General features: G+C 67.3%; 16 protein-coding genes. 11 read left to right on the plus strand and 5 right to left on the minus strand.

Features of this window, described 5'->3' with window-relative positions; genetic code table 11:
* Positions 1 to 151 precede the first annotated feature (151 nt).
* The 5 genes from rpsD (at position 152) to NUW50_RS01260 (ending at position 4,584) form a co-directional block, all read left to right on the plus strand.
* A complete protein-coding gene (gene rpsD, locus NUW50_RS01240) occupies positions 152 to 772 on the plus strand; it encodes a 30S ribosomal protein S4 (RefSeq protein ID WP_258287236.1) in 621 nt (206 codons plus the stop codon).
* A gap of 110 nt (positions 773 to 882) precedes the next feature.
* Positions 883 to 1,476, plus strand: a complete 594-nt coding sequence (locus NUW50_RS01245; protein WP_258287237.1) for a VOC family protein — start codon at positions 883 to 885, stop codon at positions 1,474 to 1,476.
* Between the two features lie 206 nt (positions 1,477 to 1,682).
* Positions 1,683 to 2,807: a histidinol-phosphate transaminase gene (gene hisC / locus NUW50_RS01250; RefSeq protein WP_258287238.1), complete on the plus strand. Its 1,125-nt coding sequence runs from the start codon at positions 1,683 to 1,685 to the stop codon at positions 2,805 to 2,807.
* Entirely contained in the window at positions 2,804 to 3,715 is a 912-nt protein-coding gene (locus NUW50_RS01255; RefSeq protein ID WP_258287239.1) for a prephenate/arogenate dehydrogenase family protein, read from the plus strand. The genes hisC and NUW50_RS01255 overlap by 4 nt, the downstream gene beginning before the upstream one ends.
* Positions 3,712 to 4,584 carry an extensin-like domain-containing protein gene (locus tag NUW50_RS01260; RefSeq protein WP_258287240.1) on the plus strand — a complete coding sequence of 291 codons (873 nt, stop codon included), beginning with the start codon at positions 3,712 to 3,714 and terminating at the stop codon, positions 4,582 to 4,584. Before NUW50_RS01255 ends, NUW50_RS01260 begins: the two co-directional genes overlap by 4 nt.
* Before the next feature lie 58 nt (positions 4,585 to 4,642).
* Here the strand turns inward: NUW50_RS01260 and NUW50_RS01265 are convergent, their stop codons facing one another.
* Positions 4,643 to 5,851, minus strand: a complete 1,209-nt coding sequence (locus NUW50_RS01265) for a winged helix-turn-helix domain-containing protein (protein ID WP_258287241.1) — start codon at positions 5,849 to 5,851, stop codon at positions 4,643 to 4,645.
* Entirely contained in the window at positions 5,848 to 6,849 is a 1,002-nt protein-coding gene (locus tag NUW50_RS01270; RefSeq protein ID WP_258287242.1) for a DUF2125 domain-containing protein, read from the minus strand. Before NUW50_RS01270 ends, NUW50_RS01265 begins: the two co-directional genes overlap by 4 nt.
* A 58-nt stretch (positions 6,850 to 6,907) precedes the next feature.
* Between NUW50_RS01270 and NUW50_RS01275 the strand changes: the two genes are divergently transcribed.
* From NUW50_RS01275 to NUW50_RS01285, 3 genes are all read left to right on the plus strand, one after another.
* Positions 6,908 to 7,444: a gamma-glutamylcyclotransferase gene (locus NUW50_RS01275; RefSeq protein WP_258287243.1), complete on the plus strand. Its 537-nt coding sequence runs from the start codon at positions 6,908 to 6,910 to the stop codon at positions 7,442 to 7,444.
* Positions 7,445 to 7,586: 142 nt separating this feature from the next.
* Positions 7,587 to 8,897: a biopolymer transporter ExbB gene (locus NUW50_RS01280; protein ID WP_258287244.1), complete on the plus strand. Its 1,311-nt coding sequence runs from the start codon at positions 7,587 to 7,589 to the stop codon at positions 8,895 to 8,897.
* Positions 8,898 to 8,900: 3 nt separating this feature from the next.
* A complete protein-coding gene (locus NUW50_RS01285; protein ID WP_258287245.1) occupies positions 8,901 to 11,651 on the plus strand; it encodes a peptidoglycan -binding protein in 2,751 nt (916 codons plus the stop codon).
* Between the two features lie 6 nt (positions 11,652 to 11,657).
* Here NUW50_RS01285 and NUW50_RS01290 read toward each other — a convergent pair whose 3' ends face one another.
* Positions 11,658 to 12,626, minus strand: coding sequence for a M23 family metallopeptidase (locus tag NUW50_RS01290; RefSeq protein WP_258287246.1), 969 nt, complete (start codon positions 12,624 to 12,626; stop codon positions 11,658 to 11,660).
* Between the two features lie 169 nt (positions 12,627 to 12,795).
* Here NUW50_RS01290 and NUW50_RS01295 point away from each other — a divergent pair, with 169 nt between their 5' ends.
* The gene (locus tag NUW50_RS01295) at positions 12,796 to 13,515 is read left to right on the plus strand and encodes a hypothetical protein (protein ID WP_258287247.1); all 720 of its coding nucleotides are present in this window, start codon (positions 12,796 to 12,798) and stop codon (positions 13,513 to 13,515) included.
* An 82-nt stretch (positions 13,516 to 13,597) separates the two neighbouring features.
* Here the strand turns inward: NUW50_RS01295 and clpA are convergent, their stop codons facing one another.
* Positions 13,598 to 15,925: an ATP-dependent Clp protease ATP-binding subunit ClpA gene (gene clpA / locus NUW50_RS01300; protein WP_258287248.1), complete on the minus strand. Its 2,328-nt coding sequence runs from the start codon at positions 15,923 to 15,925 to the stop codon at positions 13,598 to 13,600.
* A 197-nt stretch (positions 15,926 to 16,122) separates the two neighbouring features.
* On the minus strand, positions 16,123 to 16,890 hold the full coding sequence (gene gloB, locus NUW50_RS01305; protein WP_258287249.1) for a hydroxyacylglutathione hydrolase: 768 nt from the start codon (positions 16,888 to 16,890) through the stop codon (positions 16,123 to 16,125).
* Between the two features lie 63 nt (positions 16,891 to 16,953).
* Here gloB and NUW50_RS01310 point away from each other — a divergent pair, with 63 nt between their 5' ends.
* Entirely contained in the window at positions 16,954 to 17,700 is a 747-nt protein-coding gene (locus NUW50_RS01310; protein WP_258287250.1) for a class I SAM-dependent methyltransferase, read from the plus strand.
* Between the two features lie 281 nt (positions 17,701 to 17,981).
* Positions 17,982 to 18,542 carry a F0F1 ATP synthase subunit delta gene (locus NUW50_RS01315; protein WP_258287251.1) on the plus strand — a complete coding sequence of 187 codons (561 nt, stop codon included), beginning with the start codon at positions 17,982 to 17,984 and terminating at the stop codon, positions 18,540 to 18,542.

Genomic DNA, 18,542 nt, shown 5'->3' on the forward strand with positions numbered 1-18,542 from the left:
GCGCCCCGTTCCGGCCCTTGGGTACGTCCCTTGGGCCGCATTCATTGGTGTTGGTGGACCCCGCAAGGGGAAACCTGTCGCCGGGGAGACCCGGAAAGGACAACGCCCTTCGCAATCGCGGGCCGCTTTGCCCGCAAGAAGGAGATCAGCGGTGACCAAACGCACCTCTGCCAAGCACAAGCTCGACCGCCGGATGGGCGAGAACATCTGGGGCCGTCCGAAATCCCCGGTCAACAAGCGTGAATACGGCCCCGGCCAGCACGGCCAGCGCCGGAAGAACAAGATCTCGGACTTCGGTCTGCAGCTCCGCGCCAAGCAGAAGCTCAAGGGCTACTACGGCGACCTGACCGAAAAGCAGTTCGCGCGGATCTTCGCCGAAGCTGCCCGGGTCAAGGGCGACACCTCGGAAAACCTGGTCGGCCTGCTCGAGCGTCGTCTCGACGCCGTGGTCTACCGCGCCAAGTTCGTGCCGACGGTCTTTGCCTCGCGCCAGTTCGTCAACCATGGCCATGTGCTGGTCAATGGCAAGCCGGTGAACATCGGCAGCTACCGGCTGCGCGAGGGCGATGTGGTCGAGGTCCGGCCGAAGTCGAAGCAACTGGCCATCGTCCTGGAAGCCGTGCAGCTGTCCGAGCGGGACGTGCCGGATTACATCGAGGTCGATCATTCGAAGATGACCGCGACCTTCGTCCGCACCCCGAGCCTGGGCGATGTGCCCTATCCGGTGCAGATGGAACCGAACCTGGTCGTGGAATACTACGCCAAGAACTGATCCGGACGGATCATGTCCCGAATTCCGGCGCCGCGCTTCGCAAGAAGCGCGGCGTTTCGCTTTCCGGCCCCCGGCGCTATGCTCGAACCCGGATCGAGGGGGGACGAGCCATGCAGAAGCTCCAGTCGCAAGGCGTGCATCACATCACCCTGATGGGGGCGGACCGGCAGGGGTCGATCGATTTCTGGGAGGGCGTGCTGGGCATGCCGTTCCTCTTCGATCAGCCCAATCTGGACAACCCGGATGAGGGCCATCTCTATTTCGATCCCGGCGACGGGCGGCTCATCACCGTCTTCACCAACGAGTCCCGCGCCGCCGATCGCAGCCGCACGCCGACCGTGACCGGAGCGGTGCATCACATTGCCTTCACGGTGTCGAAGGCGACCTTTTCCCAGGCGGTGAAGCGACTGGAGGCGCGCGGCATCGGCCACAGCGGGCCGAAGGACCGGGGCTTCATGGATTCGATCTATTTCAAGGACCCGCTGGGCCTGCTGATCGAACTGGCCTGCTACCGGTTCGAACCGCCGGAAGGCTGCCGCCATGCCGAGGTGATGATCGAGGCGCACCGGCTGCGGGTGGCGCGCGGCGATGCCAATATCCGGGAAGAGCACCTGGCCGACGCGATCGAACTGCTGGTGGCCCGGCGCCAGGACTCGCTGTCCGAGGATCGCGGCCCGAAGGATCCCTATCACCGGCAGGATTGAGACGGCTGCGCCGTCAGGCGATCTCTCGTGCCGCCGCCTTCGGCTCTGGCACTCGGGCTGCCTCCGGCGGGGATATTTGTCCGGTGAAGCGGATGGCGGGGCTCGGGCCGGGGGCCGCCGCGACGGTGACGGAACGCCAAGGCTGGTCACATCCCGCCGGCACCGCTAGAAGGGCGCCTGTAAAGGTGCTGCCCAGGACCCGCCCCATGCCTCTGTCGCTTCGCCCGCAGCCGGGCATACTGGATATCGAACTCTATGTGGCCGGCAAGGCAAGCGCCTCGCCGGGGACCGAGCCGGTGAAACTGTCGGCCAACGAAAACCCGTTCGGCCCCAGTCCGAAGGCGATCGAGGCCTATCACCGCGCCGCCTTCAACCTGCATCGCTATCCCGGCACCGACCACCGCGCCCTGCGCGAGGCGATCGGCGCCGCGCATGGCATCGATCCGGCCCGGATCATCTGCGGCGTCGGTTCGGACGAGATCCTGCATCTGCTGGCACAGGCCTATATCGGTCCGGGCGACGAGGCGATCATGACCCGGCACGGGTTCATGGTCTATCCGATCGTGACCAGGGCCGCCGGCGGCAGGCCGGTGGTGGTCGAGGAGCGCGAACGGGTGACCGATGTCGAGGCGATCCTGGCGGCGGTGACTCCGAAGACCCGGCTCGTCTACCTGGCCAACCCGAACAATCCGACCGGCACGATGATCGGCGGCAATGCCCTTGCGAGGCTGGCCGACGGGTTGCCCGACCACGTGATGCTGGTCCTCGACGGCGCCTATGCCGAATTCGTCGAAGGCTATGACGGCGGGCTGTCGGTGATGCAGTCCCGCGACAACGTCTTCATGACCCGGACCTTCTCGAAGCTCTACGGGCTGGGCGGGCTGCGGGTCGGCTGGGGCCATGGCCCGCAGGAGGTGATCGACGTCCTGAACCGGATCCGGGGGCCGTTCAACCTGTCGGAACCGCAGATGGCGGCCGCCATTGCGGCTCTGGGCGACCGCGAGCATATCGACCGGTCGCTGGCCGAGAACACGCGGCTGCGGGCCTGGCTGGCCAAGGCGCTGGCCGAGGTCGGAGTGCCCTCGGACACCTCCTGCACCAATTTCATCCTGGCGCGCTTTGCCGACCGGGCCGAGGCCGAGGCCTGCGACCGCTATCTGCAGGACCAGGGGATCATCGTGCGGCAGGTCGCCGGCTACGGGCTGCCGAACTGCCTGCGGATCACCGTGGGGGATGAAGCCTCCTGCCGCCGGGTCGCCCATGCGGTGGCCCAGTTCAAGGCGGCGCAGGGGCAACCCGTGGCGGCGATGCCCGAAGGGACGACGGAATGATCTATCAAAGGGTGGCGCTGATCGGCCTGGGGCTGATCGCCTCGTCGATGGCGCATGCGATGCGCCGCGCCGGGGTGGCGGGCGAGATCGTCGGCACCGCACGTTCGGCCGAGACCCGGTCGGTTGCGGCCGAGTTGGGGTTTTGCGACCGGGTGGTCGAGACCGCCACCGAGGCCGTGGCCGGCGCCGATCTGGTGGTGCTGGCAACGCCGGTCGGTGCGATGGGCGCGATCGCCGCCGAGATCGGCCCGCATCTGGCCCCGGGCGCGACGGTGACCGATGTCGGCTCGGTCAAGCGCGCGGTGCTCGATGCGGTGCTGCCGCATATCCCCGAAGGCGTGGATTTCGTCGGCTCGCACCCGATGGCGGGGACCGAGCATTCGGGGCCGCGTTCGGGCTTTGCCGAACTGTTCGACAACCGCTGGTGCCTGATGGTGTCGGCACCGGAAGCTGATCCGAAGGCGGTGGCGCGGCTGACCAGGTTCTGGAACGCGCTCGGCTCGAATGTCGAGCAGATGGATGTCGATCATCACGACCTGGTCTGCGCCGTGGTCAGCCATGCGCCGCACCTGATCGCCTACACGATGGTCGGGGTCGCCGACGACCTGAGCCGGGTGACCGACAGCGAGGTGATCAAGTTCTCGGCGGCCGGGTTCCGCGACTTCACCCGGATCGCGGCTTCGGACCCGACGATGTGGCGCGATGTCTTCCTGACCAACAAGGATGCGACCCTGGAAATCCTGGGCCGGTTCACCGAAGAGCTGTTTGCCCTGCAGCGGGCGATCCGGCTGGGCGACGGGCAGCATCTGCACGACTATTTCACCCGCACCCGGGCGATCCGGCGCGGCATCATCGACGCCGGACAGGATACCGACAAGCCGGACTTTGGCCGGAGCGGCGGGACATGACCCGGGGCGGCCGGTCGCGGCCGGGCCTGTCGGCATTCGGCGCCCTGACATTTCTTGTCGCGGGGCTGGGCGGTTCCGGAGGGACTTGGGCCGAGGCGCCGGAACGATCCCCCCTGCCGCGCTGGCGGGCGCTGACGGAAGAGGTCGCGGCAGCGGCGCCGCGGCCGGCCGACGGGGTTGCCCCGGTGGCGGCGGTGGCTGCGGCCAGCAAGGCGGCCAGCGCCAGTGTCCACGCGGTTGCACGGTCGCTTCGGCCCGTTGCGCGGCCGAAAGGTCTGCAGAAGACCTTCGCGGCGCAGCCTGCGGGGCTGCGGGTGCAGCCGGCCGGGAAGGCGGCCCGCAAGGCAGGCTCTGTCTGCGGCCTGCCGGGGGTCGAGGGCGCCGCTGTGACGCGCATTTCCGCCTCGGTCAAGGGCTGTGGCGTGGCCGAGCCGGTCCGGGTGACCTCGGTCGAAGGCGTCGCGTTGTCGGTGCCGGCGATCATGGACTGTGCGACCGCCGAGGCGCTGTCGTCCTGGGTCGGCAAGGCCGTCGTGCCGACCATCGGCAAGCGTGGCGGCGGTGTGGCGAAGTTGCAGGTGGCGGCGCATTACGCCTGCCGGCCGCGCAACAACGTCAAGGGCGCAAAGATCTCGGAACACGGGCGCGGCAAGGCGATCGACATCTCCGGCATCGTCCTGAAGAACGGCAGCGTCCTGTCGGTCCTGAAGGGCTGGCGCGACGCCCGGCAGGGGCCGCTGCTCAAGGCGCTGCACAAGGCGGCCTGCGGGCCATTCGGCACGGTTCTGGGCCCTGCGGCGAACCGCTATCACCAGGACCATTTCCACTTCGATACGGCGACCTACCGGAGCGGCAGCTACTGCCGCTGACGCAGGGGTGTGGCCGTCGGAGCAGGTGCGCTTCCACTTCTGCGCTTTCCGCCGGTGCCTAGCTCAGCGTCTCGCGCTGCCAGTCCCTGGCAAAGCTGACCTCGGCCACTTCGGCCAGACGTCTCGTCCGGTCGAGCGCGGCCTCGAGCCGGGCCAGCCGGGCGCGGCCCAGCTTCACCCCGGCTTCGGGCCAGAAGGCCGTGACATGGAGCCGGTCGGCGTCGCGCTCGGCCTTCATGTCGATCCGGCCGATCAGCCGGTCGCCCTCGAGCACCGGAAAGACGTAATAGCCCCATTTGCGTTTCGGCGCCGGGACGAAGACCTCGATCCGGTAGAAGAAGCCGAACAGCCGCTGGGCCCGGGCCCGGTCGCGCAGCGCCGGATCGAAGGGCGAGAGCACGCGGACCAGCCCCGGCGGCTCGCACGCCTCGGCGGCCCGGTCCAGCACATCGGGCCGGGCAAAGCTGCGGCGCCGGCTGCCGTCGGCACCTTCGACGGCGATCTCGATGATCTCGCCCCGCGCCAGCGCCGCCGCACACCAATCCCTGGCCTCGGCGGGGGTGATCTTGGCCCAGAAGGCGGCGATCTCGCCCGAGGTGGCGAAGCCCAGCCGGTCCAGCGCCGCGCCGGCGGCCCAGTCGATCGTGTGGCTTTCGGGATGGGTGGTCGAGAGATGCGGCTCGGGCACCACCCGCTCGGTCAGGTCATAGACCTTGCGGAAGGATTCGCGCCGGGCGATCGCCAATTGCCCGGTGTGCCAGAGGTATTCCAGCGCCGTCTTCGAGGGATTCCATTCCCACCAGCCACCGGATTTGCGCTCTTCGCCGCTGCCGACATCTGCCGTGCCGCAGGCACCATGGGCGCGGACATGCTCCAGAACCGCCCCGGTCTCGCGGTCGAACTCGGGGCCGTGCCAGTTGGTCCAGCGTGCCTGCAGCCGGGTTTCCGCGCGGGCGAAGCGCAGCTTCCAGTGCGGATAGAACTCCATCGGGATGATCGAGGCGTCATGGGTCCAGTGCTCGAACAGGGCGCGGTCGGTTTCGGTCAGCCGGGTCAGCGCCGGGGGCCGATAGGCGGTGCGGCGGGCGTGCAGGATCATGTGATGGGCGCGGGCGACGGTGTTGATCGAATCCACCTGCACGAAGCCCAGCCGCCGGATCAGGTCGAGCAGCGCCGCGCCGCTGGCCGGGCCACCGCCATCGCACAGCGCGTGGCGGTCAAGAAACAGCCGCCGCGCGTCGCGGTTGCGCAGCAGCGGCAGGGTCATTGCAGTTTCAGGACCGGTGCGGCGCCCAGCGGCAGGGCGCCGATCGACATCTTGCCGCCGGAAAAGGTCAGCGGCGCCGAGAAGTTCTCGGGGTCCGGAGAGGCGGCGGCCGCGAAGGTCAGAGCCGCCTCGACCATCGCCCGGTTGGCCTCTGGCACAAGCCCCGCCTTGACCGCGAGATCGAGGATCCGGCGCCACTGGCTGGCCTCGATGGTCAGGCTGCCGTCAAGCTGGCCCCCGGCGTCCACCGCGATGTCACCGCTGAGCCGCAGGTCCAGCGGCCCCCAGGTCACGGCGCTTGGCGCGACCGAGATATGGGTGATTTGCGGCGGCGTGTCCTCGATCGCGTGGCGGTCCAGCGGGCCGTCGAAGTCCAGCGTTGCGTCCAGATGCAGGTGGTCCAGCGTGTCGGGCATGTCGCCGCCCAGGTCCCATTGCTCGCGCAGCAGGCGCGGCATCCGCAGTTCCGCCACGTCAAGGCCGATGTGATGGCCGTAATCCGAGATCGGCGCCTTCTCGGTGGCGAAGCGCAGGGTCTTGGCGGCAAAGTCCAGCCCGTCGCCGGGGTCGATCACCATGCCGGCCCCGACCAGAGACATCCGGTTCAGCTGGAAGCTGAGCCCGGGCGTAAAGACCAGGCTGGCGCGCAGGTCGTCGGAGCGGACGCCGACATCGCCGATGGGCAGCCGCAGGGTCTGGCTGTGGTCCCAGACCGCGATATAGTGTTGCGGCTGGTAGCTGAGGGCAAGCGCCTGAAAGAAGGGCGTTTTCCAGCCCATGCCGCTATGCGGATCGTAGAAGTCGAGATTCGAGACCGACACGTCGAACCGGCTGGGAAAGCCCTGCACCGTCAGGCTGTCGTAATCCACCGTGACGCCGTCGGCGCGCTCGGTTTCGACCCAGTTGTCCAGCGCGTGTTTCAGCGCCCGCGAGCCGACCAGCCAATAGCCGGCATACAGCGCCGCCAGCACCAAGATGGCCCAGAACAGTTTCCGCATCGCACTCTTTCCCGTTTCAGGGCTTCTGCATATAGGGGGCGGCAACGGAGGGGAAGTGATGGCGCTTTGGGTGTTCGGCTATGGGTCGCTGGTCTGGAATCCCGGTTTCACGCCGGTCGAGCGGCAGGTGGCGGAACTGCCCGGTTTCGCGCGCAGCTTCTGCATGCGCTCGATCCATCACCGCGGCACGCCCGAGGCGCCCGGCCTCGTGCTGGCGCTGGATGCCGACCCGGGGGCGACCTGCAAGGGTGTGGCGCTTCGGGTGGCCGAGGCCGAAGAGGACGCGGTGACGGCCTATCTGCGTGAACGCGAACTGATTTCCTCGGCCTATCTGGAAGAGCATCACCCGGTGCGGCTGATCGGCAGCGGCGCCACGGTCGCGGCGCGTTGCTTCGTGGTGGACCGCAACCATGCGCAGTATTGCGGCGGGCTGGCGCTGGAGGAACAGGCCGGGATCATCGCCCGGGCGGCTGGCGGGCGCGGGCCGAACGATGCCTATCTGCATCAGACTGTCGCACATCTGTCCGAACTGGGGATCGGCGATGCCGATCTGGAGTGGCTGAGCGCACGGGTGCGGCATCTGACCGGTGGTTGAGGCATCTTCGCCGGTCCCGCCCGCAATGCCCGGGGCGCGACCGCACCGGGCCATGAAATCTTTCTAACTGCTTTGTTCATTGGAACTTCAGGCGGAACCGCCTATTCTGCACTGCAATGAGAATGTTCCAGGACCGGAGCGCATGAGCCAGCCGGACCGCGAGGTCGAGCCGTTTTTTTCCCAGCCGATCCGTCAGGTGACCATGATGCTGGTCGCGCTGGCCCTGTTCGGCTTTGGTGGCTATGTCGCCTATCCCCGGGTCGCGCCGGTCTTTCTGTCCAGCCCCTATCTCAACGGCTTCATCCTGTTTGTCTTCACGGTCGGGCTGATCGCCTGTGTCTGGCAGGTCGTCGAACTGGTGGGCGCGGTCCGCTGGATCATGGCCTTCACCCGCGAAGGCGCGGTGCCGGGCGACCGCAAGCCGAACCGGCTGCTGGCGCCCCTGGCGGCGCTGATGCGGCAGCGCGGTGCGCGGGTGCAGATCTCGTCCTCGTCGTCGCGTTCGATCCTCGAGTCGGTCACCACCCGGATCGAGGAAGCCCGGGACATCACGCGCTATATCTCCAACCTGCTGATTTTCCTGGGTCTTCTGGGGACATTCTATGGCTTGGCCACAACTGTTCCGGCGGTGGTCGAGACAATCCGCTCGCTGGCGCCGAAGGATGGCGAGGGGGCGACCGAGATTTTCGGGCGCCTGATGACCGGGCTGGAGGCGCAGCTTGGCGGCATGGGGACGGCCTTTGCCTCGTCGCTGCTGGGGCTGGCGGGGTCGCTGATCATCGGCCTTCTGGAACTGTTCGCCAACCACGGCCAGAACCGGTTCTACCGCGAACTGGAGGAATGGCTGTCGTCGATCACCCGGCTGGGATTCGCCTCGGCCGAGGGCGAGGGGGGCGCCGATACCGCCGTCATCAGCGCCTTTGCCGAGCACATGTCCGAACAGATGGATGCGTTGCAGGCGCTGCTCACCAATTCGGATGTGAACCGGTCGCTGGCGGACGAAAGGCTGGGGCAACTGATCGCCTCGGTCGAGAAACTGACGGCGCGGTTGACCGAACAGATCGAGACGAGGCCCGCAGAGGATACCGCCGGCCCGGCATTGACCAGGGTGGCCGAGGCGCAGGAACGGCTGATTTCGGTGATCGAGGCCCAGTCCGAAGCACAGGAAGCGCGCGAGGCCCGGGCCGAGGCCGAGCGGCAAGCCGATCGCGACCGCGCGGCGGAGGCGATGCGCGATGCCGGCGGGCCGCATGTGGATGCCGAGAGCCGGATGCGCCTGCGCTCGATCGATGTGCAGCTTCTGCGGATACTCGAGGAAATGTCGGCCGGTCGGCAGGAAAGCCTGACCGATCTGCGCACCGATCTGGCGGCGTTGACAAAGGCGATCCGGCAGTTGGGCCGGATCGAGGGACCGACGGCCGCGCCACCGCCGATCCAGGCCCGGAGGGGTTGAGCCATGGCTCTCGCCTCGCGCCGTTCCAAGGGGATTTCCGGCACCGTCTGGCCCGGCTTCGTCGATGCGATGACGGCGCTGCTGCTGGTGCTGATGTTCGTCCTGTCGATCTTCATGATCGTCCAGTTCATGCTGCGCGAGACGATCTCCGGGCAGGAGACCGAGCTGGATGAGCTGACCGCGCAGGTCAACGATCTGGCGCTTTCACTGGGGCTGGAGCAACGCAGGAACGCCGAACTGACGGCCGAGGTCGGCGCGCTGGACGCCTCGCTGGACGAAGCCGGGCAGCGTGCCCGCGAACAGGATGCCCTGATCGCCAGCCTGACCTCGCTGACCGAGGAGCAGGCCGGCAAGATCTCCGAGCAGTCGGAAAGGATCACCTCGTTCGAGGCGCAGGTCGCGTCGCTGATCGCCGACCGCGACAAGGCGCGGGCCGAGGGGGCCGCATTGGCTGCCGAGCGGGACGAACTGCTGTCGGACAAGGAGGCGCTGGATCTGGCGCTGGCCAAGGCACGCGACGAGATCGACGCGCAGGCCGAAGCGGCGCGGTTGGCAGCGGCACGGGCCGAGGCGGTCGATGCTCTGGTCGCCGATCTGCGGCACCGCAATGCCGAAAGCGAGGCCTCGCTGGCCGAACTGGCGGCGAAGCTCAGCGATACCGAAGGTGCCCGCGATGCGGCGCTGGCGGATGTCGCCAGTCTGAAGTCCGCGCTGGACGAAGCCGGGCAGGAGCAGTTGCGGCAAGCGGCAGCGCTGGAAGCACTCCAGGCCCGCGTCGGAGAACTGGACAAGGAACGACTGGCGCAATTGGCGGCGGTCGAGGCCCTGCAGAAGAAGGTCGGCGATCTGGATGCCGAACGGGTGGCAGCCCTGGCGGCGGCGGCGAGCCTCAAGGACAAGCTGGACGAGACCGAGGCGGCGCGGCTGGCGCAACTGGCCGAAACCAAGCGGCTGCGTGAGGCGCTGACCGAGGCCGAAAGGACGCGGCTGATGCAGGCGGCGGCCGAGCGCGAGCTGAAGGACAAGCTGGCCGAGGTTGATGCGACGCGGCTGGCGCTGGCGGCGGCGAAGGCCGAGTTGCAGGAGAGCCTGAAGAAATCGGATGCCGAGGCCCAGGCCCGGGCGGCGGCGGCCCAGGCGCTGAAGGATCAGTTGGAGGCGGCGCAGACCAGGGTCTCGGTGCTGAGTTCGGACCTTTCGGTGATGAAGGATGATCTGGACGCGGCCGAGAAGGCGAAACTGGCCGAGGCGGCCGCGGCAGAGGCCCTGCGCCGGCAACTGGCGGATGCCAAGGGCGCCCTGACCGAGGCCGAGCAGGCCAGGCTGGCCGAAGCGGCGGCGGCGGAAGAACTGCGGCGCAAGCTGGAAAGCTCGGATGCCGAACTGACCGCGATGACGCTGGCGCTGGAAGAACAGCGGCGCAAGGCCGAGGAAACGCTGACCCTGCTGGCGGCGGCGCGGGCGGCGTCCGATGACCTGACCGCGCAGCTTGCGCAGCGGCTGGCCGATCTGACCGCGGCCGAGGCCGTGGCGGACGAGCGCGACGCGCTGCGCGAGCAGCTGGCCGAGGCCGTGGCGGCCCGCGATGCGGCGGTAGCCGATCTGGCCGGAACCCGGGACAAGCTGCGCGAGGTCGAAGCGGCGCGCGACAGCGGGGCGGCGGATCTGGCGGCGGCGCTGAAGGGGAAGGACGCCATTGCGGCGCGGCTCGACGCGATGGCCGCCGAACGGGACAAGGCGCTGGCCGATCTGGAGGACGCCAGGGCCGCCCGGGCCGATCTGGCGCAGAAACTGGCGGTGGCCGAAGGGCTGAACGAGACCCTGAAACAGGATTACGCCGCGGCGCAGACCCGGTTGAGCGAAGCCGAAGCGCAGCTTGCCGGACTGGCCGAGGTGCGTGGCACGGCGCAGGAACTGCAGGCCCGGTTGGCGGCGGCGATTGCCGACAAGCTGGCGGCGCAGAACGCGGCCGCGACCAGGCTGACCGAAGCGGAACGGCAATCGGCGCTGCTGGCCGAGGCTCGCGATCAACTGGCCGAGCGGGAGGCGCAAAGCGCCGAGGACCGGCGCCGGATGGAGGCGCTGAACCAGCAGGTGGCGCAGCTCCGGCAACAGATTTCCGATCTGCAGGCGGTGGTCGGCGCAGCCAATGAAAAGGACAAGGACAACCAGGTGGCCCTGCAGCTCAAGACCGACGAGCTGAACACGGCCCTCGCCCGCGCGGCGCTGGCGGAACGCAAGCTGCGCGAAGCCGAGGCAGCCGAGAATGCGCGTCTGGAGGCCGAGAACAGGAAGCTCGAGAAATACCGCTCGGACTTCTTCGGACGGCTGCGTGACGTGCTGGGCGACCGCGAAGGCGTGCGGGTGGTGGGGGACCGTTTCGTCTTTGCCTCGGAAGTGCTGTTCGAGACCGGTTCGGCAGAACTCAGCGAAGGCGGGCGCGAGCAGATCGCCCGGGTCAAGGCGATCCTCGACGAGGTCTCGGGAGAGATCCCGCCCGGGATCGACTGGATCATCCGGGTCGACGGGCACACCGACTCGGTCCCGATCACCGGCGGGGTCTTTGCCGACAACTGGGAGCTCAGCCAGGCCCGGGCGCTGTCGGTGGTGCGCTACATGGTCGACGAACTGGATTTCCCGCCGCAGCGGCTGGCCGCGACCGGCTTTGGCGAGTGGCAGCCGATCGACCCGGGCGACAGTCCCGAGGCCCTGGCCCGCAACCGCCGTATCGAGTTGAAGCTGACCGAGCGCTAGGGGGCCTCAGGGCGGGTCGATGCGGAACGCGACCTGCTTGCGATCCAGCGTCTCCCCGTCGCGCAGCAGCAGGACTTCCGCCTGGTAGAGGCCCGCGGGCCACGTTCCCGGCGCCTTGCGCCCGGCGGCCCGATAGACCCGGGCCCGGGATCGCGTCAACTCTTCGGTCCGGTCCAGGATCAGGCCGTCGGGCGAGCGCAGGGTCAGGCGTATCCGGTCCCCGGCCCGGGTGCCGTGGGCGGTGCCCCAGACCACCAGGGCCGGCGTGTCCCCCGGCAGGCTGTCGGGGCTGGACGCATCGTCCAGCACCGCGGCGAAGTCGGGCACCCCGGAAGCAATTCCCGCGGCGATGAGCCCGCCGGGCTGATAGGCCAGTCCGTCCTCCCACAGCCCGGGCGGCGGCGGAACGCCGCATTGCACGATGCCGAGCGGCAGGAACGGGTCGATCTCGGCGCCGTCATGGCGCAGGCCGAGGTGCAGATGCGGAAACTCGGTATCGCCCGACAGGCCGACCTCGCCCAGCACCGTGGCCTTGCCGACCCGCTGGCCCCGGCGCACCGCGATGCTGCCCTGTTTCAGGTGGCAATATTGCGTCTCCCAGCCGCCGCCATGATTGACGACGACGCCGTTGCCGCATTCCCTCCCGCTGATGTCCGGCGCCCCGGGGCTGTCGGCGGCAACATCGGCCATGCCGTCGCGGACCGCACGGACGGTGCCGGGAGCCGCGGCCCGAACCGCGACGCCGGCCCGCATCTGGGCCAGCGAGACAAGCGCGAAATCGGTGCCCTTGTGACCGTCATAGCTCTGCGGTCCGCAGGTCAGATCGGCGGCGCCGGGCGAGGGGTCGTGGTCCATGTAGTTCTGGACGTAGCAGGTCTCGCCCAGCACGCAGTCGACCGGCAGCGACAGGATCGGGTCACGGGCCTGGGCCGGGACGGCAAGGGCGATGACCCCGAGGGTGACTGGCAAGCGCATGGGCCGATTTCCGTTGTCTCGCTCCAGTCTATCAGCCGGCGCGGAGGCGAACAGCCCCGAGGGGCGGGGCGGCCGGGGGACATCTTTCTTGCCCGATGGCTTCGCTTTTCCTAACGTCATCGGGTCGCGAGACTGGGGTGGGCCTTGCCCGGCAAGGGGGGATAGTTCGTTGAAAATTCGCAATCTGATGTCACTGGTCTTTTCGCTGGCCCTGGCGGGTGAAGCATTGGCCGTGGATTACGGGATCATCGCGCCGGATCAGATCTATGACTATGACGTGTTCGGCCAGTTCACCAATCCCCGAGCCAAGGTTCTGGACAAACGCAATGGCCAGGTTCTGATCCAGATACTCGAAGGGGACCGGGCCGGGGAGGTCGAATGGGTCTCTCCGTCGAAACTGTTGACGCTGGATGAGAGCCGCAAGCAGGAAAGCGAGAATATCGGCGCAGGCATCGGGATCGGAATTGCCGTCATCTGTGCCATCACGGGCGGTTGCAAGGACGATGCCGCCGGCAAGGGCGACAGCGGGGGTGGGACGATCCCCAAATCGATGCCCGACGACGTGAATCGAAAGGTCGTCATCAGCAACAGGTGTTCCAGGCCGTTCGACATCTGGCTGGCGTACTATCTTGACGGCCAGTTTCGGGGGAATGGCGATTACTGGACGATCAAGCCCGCGATCCGCACCTACCTGACCGGCTCGTCCGGCGCCAAGGTGATCGCCGACAACGACCAGGTTTACTATTTCGCCAAGAGCACCGACGGCCAGCTGGTCTGGAATGGCAGGAACAAGACGAAGGTCCGGATGGAGGGGAAGGTCTACGACATGCGCCCCGGCAAGATGGTGCTGAAGTCCGGCGAATACGAGCTTGCGTTGACCTGCGACTAGCCTGCGTCGGGGCACCCTGAACCAAGACCGCCCCGCGCGAAGGCGGGGCGGTTCAGGTCGTGGTGCCGCTCGGGCCGGCCGGTCAGTCGGCGGTCAGCAGCGGCGGTTTCTTCGAGGTGATCCGAGGCTTGTCCGGTTCCGAGACCGTCAGCTCCAGCTTGTCGTCCTTGGTGTTCAGGCCGACCTTCACCAGACCGCCCTTGGTCAGCTTGCCGAACAGCAGTTCCTCGGCCAGCGGTTTCTTGATGTTCTCCTGGATCACCCGACCCAGGGGCCGCGCCCCCATCTTGTCGTCATAGCCCTTGTCGGCAAGCCACTCGGCCGCCGCAGGGGTCAGCTCGATATGGACGTTGCGGTCCATGAGCTGGGCTTCCAGTTGCAGGACGAACTTGTCCACAACCTGGATGATGACCTCTTTCGACAGCGGCGCGAAGGAGATCACCGCGTCCAGACGGTTGCGGAACTCGGGCGTGAAGGTCTTTTCGATGGCCGCCATGTCCTCGCCCTCGCGCCGGGCCCGGCCAAAGCCGATCGCCGATTGCGCCTGCTCCATCGCCCCGGCATTGGAGGTCATGATCAGGATCACGTTGCGGAAGTCCACCGAGCGGCCGTTGTGGTCGGTCAGCTTGCCGTGGTCCATGACCTGCAGCAGGATGTTGAAGACATCCGGATGCGCCTTTTCGATCTCGTCGAGCAGCAGGACGCAATGGGGATGCTGGTCGACCCCGTCGGTGAGCAGACCGCCCTGATCGAAGCCGACATAGCCCGGAGGCGCGCCGATGAGACGCGAAACCGCGTGTTTCTCCATGTATTCCGACATGTCGAACCGGATCAGTTCCACACCCAGCGAATCCGCCAGCTGCTTGGCCACCTCGGTCTTGCCGACGCCGGTGGGACCGGCGAACAGGTAGTTGCCGATCGGCTTTTCCGGTTCGCGCAGCCCGGCGCGGGCCAGCTTGATCGCCGAGGCGAGTGCCTCGATCGCGGTGTTCTGGCCGAAGACCACGCGCTTCAGCGTGCGCTCGAGATCCTTGAGCACCTCGGCATCGTCCTTCGAGACGTTCTTCGGCGGGATCCGGGCGATCTTGGCCACGACGGCCTCGATCTCCTTGGCGCCGATGGTCTTGCGACGCCGGCTCTCGGCCACCAGATGCTGCGCCGCTCCGGCCTCGTCGATCACGTCGATGGCCTTGTCGGGCAGCTTGCGGTCATGGATGTAGCGGGCCGAAAGCTCCACCGCCGCCTTGATCGCGTCCTGGGTGTAGCGCAGGTCGTGGTGCTCTTCGAAATAGGGTTTCAGCCCCATCAGGATCTTCACCGAATCGTCCACCGTCGGCTCGTTCACGTCGATCTTCTGGAACCGGCGGCTGAGCGCGCGATCCTTTTCGAAATGCTGCCGGAACTCCTTGTAGGTGGTCGAGCCCATGCAGCGCAGCTTGCCGCCCTGCAGGGCGGGCTTGAGCAGGTTCGACGCATCCATCGCGCCTCCGCTCGTCGCCCCGGCGCCGATCACGGTGTGAATCTCGTCGATGAAGAGGATCGCGTCGGGATGATCCTCCAGTTCCGTGACCACCGCCTTCAGGCGTTCCTCGAAATCGCCGCGATAGCGGGTGCCGGCCAGCAGCGCGCCCATGTCGAGCGAATAGATCGTGGCATTCGCCAGGACATCCGGGGTCTCGCCATTGACGATCTTGCGGGCCAGGCCCTCGGCGATGGCGGTCTTGCCGACACCGGGATCGCCGACCAGCAGCGGATTGTTCTTGCGCCGGCGGCAGAGCACCTGAATCGCGCGCTCGACCTCGTGCTCGCGGCCGATCAGCGGATCGACATCGCCCTTGCGGGACTTGGCGTTCAGGTCGACGCAGTATTTCGCCAGCGCCGATTCCTTCTTGGGATCGTCCGCGTCGGACGAGGTTTCCGCCTCTTCCTCATCGGCACCGGTGACGGGCCGGGTTTCGCCATAGCTGGGATCCTTGGCGACGCCGTGGGCGATGAAGTTCACCGCGTCATAGCGCGTCATGTCCTGCTCTTGCAGGAAGAAGGCGGCGTTCGATTCCCGTTCCGCAAAGATCGCCACCAGAACGTTGGCGCCGGTCACTTCGCTGCGGCCTGAGGACTGCACATGGATCGCGGCGCGCTGGATCACCCGCTGGAAGGCGGCGGTCGGCACCGCCTCCGAGCCGTCGACGTCGGTGACGAGTGTCGACAGGTCGTCGTCGATGAAGTCGATCAACTGGCGGCGCAACTCTTCCAGATCGACCGAGCAGGCCTGCATGACCCGCGCCGCGTCCGGTTCGTCGGCCAGCGCGAGCAGCAGATGCTCGAGCGTGGCAAGCTCATGCCGGCGGGCATTGGCCAAGGCCAAGGCCGCGTGGATCGCTTGTTCCAGCGTGTTCGAGAATGATGGCACCTGGCTGCTCCTTGTCTTCGGGCCGGAAGGGGTCTCTGACCCCGAGCCAACCGTGGTCTCATGTGATTAAGGTTTGGTTCAACTCGGCCCCGCTTCAAGAGGATTCTCGAAATGCGAGATCACTTTTAGTGCAACTGCTGCCGTATCGCGGCTTTCTTGCCGCTTTTGATGGCAGGCCTGGCCGCGTGGGGGCATCCCTAGAAACGGTCCTTGCGGGCCCGGATTTCGGCAAAGACCTCGGCGTCGGAGGCCGAGCTAAGGTCGAGCCGGCGCCGGATCAAGGGGTCGGCGGCCCGCAGGAACGGATTGGTGGCCTTTTCCTCGGCAAGACTCGTCGGCACCGTCGGCTCGCCCTTGGCGCGGGCTTCATCCACCGCCCTGGCGCGGGCCTGAAGCGCCGCATTGTCGGGGTCGATGGTCAGCGCGAAACGGGCGTTGGCCTGGGTATATTCATGCCCCGAACAGATCGTGGTGTCGTCGGGCAGGGCGGCCAGTTTCGTCAGGCTGTCCCACATCTGTGCAGCTGTGCCCTCGAACAGCCGTCCGCAGCCCAGGGCCATCAGGCTGTCGGCGGTAAAGGCCGCCTTCAGGTCGGGGATGTAATAGGCGATGTGGCCGACGGTGTGGCCCGGCACGTCGAAGACCTGAACCTGATGGCCGGCAAAGTCGAATCCCCGCCCTTCGGCCACCTCTCGGTCGAGTTTCGGCAACCGTTCGGCATCCGCCGCCGCACCGGTGATGCGGGCGCCGGTGGCGGCCACGATCTCGTCTATGCCTTCGATATGGTCGTGATGATGATGGGTCAGCCAGATCTCGGTCAGGGTCCAGTCCCGGTCCTTGAGCGCGCCCAGGATCGGTTCGACCGCACCGCAATCGACGAGTGCCGTTGCGCCCGAGGTGTCGTCATGGATCAGATAGACATAGTTGTCATCGCGGACAGGCAGGGTGACAAGCGTGAGGGGCATGGTGTTTCCGGGCATCTGTTCTAAGCTCTGTCTGTAACTTGGGCCGGATATCACAGGGTTTCAATGCATCTCGACGTGCAGGATCTGCGCAATTTCTATTACCGGACCAACCTGGGCCGGGCCGCGCAGCGCGTGATCCGGGGCCAGATGCAGGCCTGGTGGCCCGAGGCCAAGGGGCAGACCGTGGTCGGATTCGGATTCGCCGCGCCGCTGCTGCGTCCCTATCTGAAGGACTCGCGCCGGGTGATCGCGCTGATGCCGGGGCCGCAGGGGGTGATGCCCTGGCCGGCCGGGGCGCCGAATGTGGCGGTGCTCTGCGAAGAGGTGCTCTGGCCGATCGAGACCGGGCAGGTCGACAAGCTGGTGATGATGCACGGGCTCGATACCAGCGAACGGCACACGGCCCTGCTGGAAGAGGCCTGGCGGGTTCTCGGCCCGGGCGGGCGGGCGCTGTTCATCGTGCCGAACCGGGCCGGGCTGTGGTCGCGTCGCGACAAGACGCCGTTCGGTTTCGGCCGGCCCTACAGCGCCGGCCAGCTGGAAACCGCGCTGCGGAAACAGAACTTCTTCCCCGAGCGGACGGCGCATGTGCTATACCAGCCGCCCTCGCAGCGCCGGTTCTGGCTGAAGTCGGGCCCGTTCTGGGAGCGGTTCGGCCATGCCATGCCGATGCTGATGGCCGCCGGGGTGGTGATGGTCGAAGCCTCGAAACAGGTGCAGGCGCCGATCCGGCCCAGCCTGCGCGCCGCGGTGCGCAAGCCGCTGGGCGTGCTCGAAGGCATCGGCAAGCCGGAAGCCGAGCCTGTCTAGCGGGTTTCGGCCGATGGCGGTGCGATCGCCGGGCGGCCCCGAATCCTGCACTGCGGCATGGACCGGGGCGGGGGCCTGAAACAGATTGCCGCAGGGGCATCCTTCCCTGCCTCAAATCCAAGCAGACAAGGCCCGTATTTCGCGCGGGAATTGGTTGCCGTGCTGGAATGCCTCTGCTACACGCTGCCGCAACTTGGTGCCGTTGATAACGGCGCCGTGATTTGCCTTGCCCGTGTAACTGCCTGCGGCGTGGGGTGCCAAGACACAACGAAGGGGTGGACGTGTCCGAGTCTGTTTCGATCTCCTCCGGCATCGCCTCGCGCTATGCGACTGCGGTCTTCGAACTCGCCCGTGAGGGCAAAGCCCTGGCGCAGCTCGAATCCGACGTCGATGCGCTGGACGCCGTCATCACCGAGAACGCCGAGTTTCGCGGCCTGATCTCTTCGCCCGTGGTCAGCCGGGGCGATCAGCGCCGGTCGATCGACGCGATCACCGCCAAGATGGGGCTCAGCGAGGTGATGCAGAACACCCTGTCGCTGATGGCCGACAAGCGCCGCCTGTTCGTGCTGCCGCAGCTGGTTGTGGTGCTGCGCGAGATGATCGCCGCCGACAAGGGTGAGGTGACTGCCGAAGTGACCGCCGCCAAGACCCTGACCAAGGCGCAGTCGGAAAAGCTTGCCAGCACGCTGAAAAATGCCGTGGGCAAGGACGTTAAGATCAATCTGGCCGTCGATGAAAGCCTCATCGGCGGTCTTGTCGTCAAAGTGGGTTCGAGGATGATCGACAGCTCGGTCCGCTCGAAGCTCGCCAATCTCCAGAACGCTATGAAAGAGGTCCGCTGA

Origin of the sequence: Frigidibacter sp. ROC022, from assembly GCF_024723735.1 — a bacterium.
GTDB lineage: Bacteria > Pseudomonadota > Alphaproteobacteria > Rhodobacterales > Rhodobacteraceae > SLM-1.